This window comes from Paenibacillus sp. NPDC056579 (assembly GCF_042793215.1).
Classification (GTDB): domain Bacteria; phylum Bacillota; class Bacilli; order Paenibacillales; family NBRC-103111; genus Paenibacillus_S.
The window spans coordinates 1-3,328 of record NZ_JBHTVD010000031.1 but is presented as its reverse complement, the minus strand read 5'-3'; the positions used below and the strand labels follow the sequence as shown (position 1 = coordinate 3,328).

Sequence of the window (3,328 nt, the reverse complement as noted above, 5' to 3'; positions counted from 1 at the left end):
TTCAGATGGTCTCTTATTCTCGGGCTTGCTATCATTGCAATCGTGTTCTTTATGAAAGCCTTCCCAGCAGTCGGAGACGTTGCGAAAGGTACAGCATCCACCGCAATGGATTTTGTTCCGGGTGGTCGTGCTGTCAAATCTGTTTCTAAGGGAGCCAAAGCCATTAAGAAAGGACGCAGCGCGTCAAACCACATCAAGAAAGCCGCTACAATAGCAAAAGGAGTGAACAAGAATGCCGGAACTAGTCAAACAGCCGGGGGATGACCATAAAAAGAGTACATGGCGTGAACAGACCGTCACCATGCTACCGGGCGACATTACAACGGTTTATTTTGACGACACAAAGCCGAACCATTCAGCCATAACAAATAACACAAGTCAGATCGTGTACGTACACGAGCGCCCGAGCGTGTCGCCTAACAATTATCTTTTAGCCGTAGCGCCGGGGTCAACAAAGCTTTTGGCGCGACCGCTCGGCTATCACACAATCTACCTTGACGCCGCGATCGTGCAGCCCGAAAAAGTCCGGGTCGAATCTTGGATTGAGAAATTTACAGCGTCATCTATACCACAGTCCATTGACACCGTTCAGCTTGGGCAGATGACAGGAACCGTAGATATATCAGCGTTACCGCCGCTTGCGGCAGGCGACAAGCATATTGGGAGTGTTGAGATAGATAAGCCTGTCACACTCGGCGGGTCTTCTATCCCGGCGACACAACCTGTACCAACTCGGGAAGCCGGAATGAATGACTTTAGGGTTGGTGGGGTGAGTGTAGGCGTCACGCCTGTAATGGCAAAGTCAGGTTCTAGCAAACTGACAAACCGCCGAGAGTTGACGATCTACCCGCCTAACTCGGGTGTCATTTATTGGGGTAAGCAGGGTGTCGAGACGACTACAGGTGCGCCGCTCACGTCTAACGACAGCCCGCTAACATTTAAGGTTCATAGCCAAAGCCCTGACGTGTACCTAGTCGCTGATACTGAGACAGTCGTCACAATCGTGGAGGTGTCCTAATTGATTGAACTCGGGTCAAGGCGGACGCCGCCCTATGATGATACAGGCGTCAAAACAAGTATTTCAGATTTAAAAGACAAGATGGCAAAGCTTCAGGACACCGTTGACCATATGGACGTGTCAGATGAGATAAAGAACGATATTCTGACGCTTCAGCAAAAAGTCCAAGCGTTAGAGGATACCGCGGACGGTGGGTCAACTGGTGCAACTGACCAACAAATTCAAAGTATGAAGGCTGACGTTGATTCATTCGGCCGAGTCTTGGACGCTCATGTAAAGGACACGACCAAACACGTATCGTCTGAAGACCGTACCAAGTGGGACGGTATGAGTGACAGGGTGACGACATCAGAAACAAACCTGAAGAACCATATCGCAAATGCTAAACCTCACGTCTCGGATTCTGAACGTTTGAAATGGAATCAAGCTGCTACGGATGCGACACAGCTGCAAAAGGATTTACAGACAACGAATCTATCGCTTCAGGATGTTATCGGGGTTCAAAACTTCTCACAGAAATATGCATTAACGGATGCTGAAGGAATGCGGAAACGGTTGGCTTCAGCTGACAGCATATTCACCGCACCACCCGGTTTTTATTATGGGACAGGATGGAATCAACTACCGTTACCGGGTGACGCTTCTTGGTACTATCTCGACATTCTACCAGCGCCAAACGGTCTGCGGAAATTGGTTCTGACACGTTCCTATGATAATACGTCATGGATTGGTGTTATACACACTGACAATGTATTCAGGGGTTGGCGACAGCTGTTTACACAAAATGATTTTATGGCGCTCACATGGTATAACCTTCCGTTATTGAATGGAGCAAAGGCGTCAGGAAGAACACCGCAGTATACCCGCTGGGGAAACATCCTCATGCTAAAAGGTGACGTGGCGTGTGACCTCGGCGTTGACTTTGCACAATTGCCCGCGTCATATTCACCGTCAGACAAAAAGGCGGTCATGGCAACAGCATACGGAACGACAGGCTTCACAAAATTTTATATCAACACTGACGGTAAACTGGCGTTTGTCGGCTTTTCAGGAAACAATCAGTCCGCCGTGTCCAGTTGGTCATTAGACGCGGCAGTGCCTTACTAGGAGGGTTGGAGCAATGGAAATGATACAAGTATTCGTATATGATTCGGATTTCATCTTCGACTATCCTGAAATTGTTCCGGCTGATTCCGTACCGGATAATGCGACAACCGTACAGCCGCCGGGATATTGGCGGGCGCAATTTCAGAAGGATAGAAAACTATGGATTGAATCCGCTTCAGACGAACAAATAAATGAAATGAGACAACAAATGAGGGAGAGTGTAAAAGAATGAGTTTCATGGAGAATGTTGCAAGTGAAGCACAAAAATTATACGGTGTAAGTCGAGTTTTACCTTCAGTTATCACAGCACAAGCCATACATGAGTCAAATTGGGGCAAATCCGGGCTTGCTACGCGTGCAAATAACCTGTTTGGTATAAAAGGTATCGGGAACGCTGGAACCGTTCATATGGGCACGTGGGAGGTTTTAAACGGGGTCGATAAAACAATCAAAGCAGGGTTCCGGGCGTATAAGTCTGTTCGCGATTCTATCATAGACCTTGTGAACCTCTATAACCGTCTTGACCGTTATAAGGCTGTTGTCGGGGAAACGAACTATGTACAAGCTTGTGCCGCCATCCAAAAGGGTGGATATGCGACAGACCCGAACTATGCGAAGAAGCTTATCGCCACAATCGAAGCCCACGGGCTGACGAAATACGATAAGGTCGGGAACAAAGCCGCAGTGAAGGCGAAACCTGCCAAGTCGTCCGGCTCGACATATACCGTTAAGGCGGGTGACACATTGACAGCAATTGCAAAGAAATATAATACGTCAGTGAAGGAGTTGGCGAAAGTGAACGGTATTAAAGATGTTAATATGATTCGTGTTGGTCAAGTCCTGAAGGTATCAGGAGCCGCACCATCCGGCGGTACATTCTACACCGTAAAGGCGGGCGACAACCTGACGAAAATTGGTAAGAAATTCGGTGTGTCCGTTAAGACATTGACCACAGTTAATCGTATCCCGGATGCGAATAAGATTTATGTCGGTCAACGGTTAAGGGTGAAATAATTTACAATATATACTAACATTTGTTAAAATTAAGTAGAATAGGAGCCGCGGAAGACTTCTATTCTATCTGTAACAATAGAGTCACGCCCGAGACACAACCCGCTGGAAAAATATCCGGCGGGATTTTTTATTATTGACAGTTCCCGGGTGACATGTTAATTAGCACAGAAATGTGGGATTGTCAAGGAA

5 protein-coding genes are annotated in these 3,328 nt (G+C 47.4%); all 5 read left to right on the top strand.

What is annotated here, in order from left to right:
• On the top strand, positions 1 to 264 hold a 264-nt coding region (locus tag ACFQ88_RS39475), incomplete at its 5' end, for a hypothetical protein (RefSeq protein ID WP_379463408.1).
• On the top strand, positions 233 to 1,018 hold the full coding sequence (locus tag ACFQ88_RS39470; protein WP_376642735.1) for a hypothetical protein: 786 nt from the start codon (positions 233 to 235) through the stop codon (positions 1,016 to 1,018). The genes ACFQ88_RS39475 and ACFQ88_RS39470, both read left to right, overlap by 32 nt.
• Positions 1,019 to 2,125 carry a hypothetical protein gene (locus ACFQ88_RS39465; protein ID WP_376642734.1) on the top strand — a complete coding sequence of 369 codons (1,107 nt, stop codon included), beginning with the start codon at positions 1,019 to 1,021 and terminating at the stop codon, positions 2,123 to 2,125.
• 13 nt (positions 2,126 to 2,138) lie between these two features.
• The gene (locus ACFQ88_RS39460; protein WP_376642732.1) at positions 2,139 to 2,357 is read left to right on the top strand and encodes a hypothetical protein; all 219 of its coding nucleotides are present in this window, start codon (positions 2,139 to 2,141) and stop codon (positions 2,355 to 2,357) included.
• Positions 2,354 to 3,139 (top strand): glucosaminidase domain-containing protein, encoded by a 786-nt coding sequence (locus ACFQ88_RS39455; protein WP_376322298.1) that lies wholly within the window; start codon positions 2,354 to 2,356, stop codon positions 3,137 to 3,139. Before ACFQ88_RS39460 ends, ACFQ88_RS39455 begins: the two co-directional genes overlap by 4 nt.
• The last annotated feature ends 189 nt before the right edge of the window (positions 3,140 to 3,328 follow it).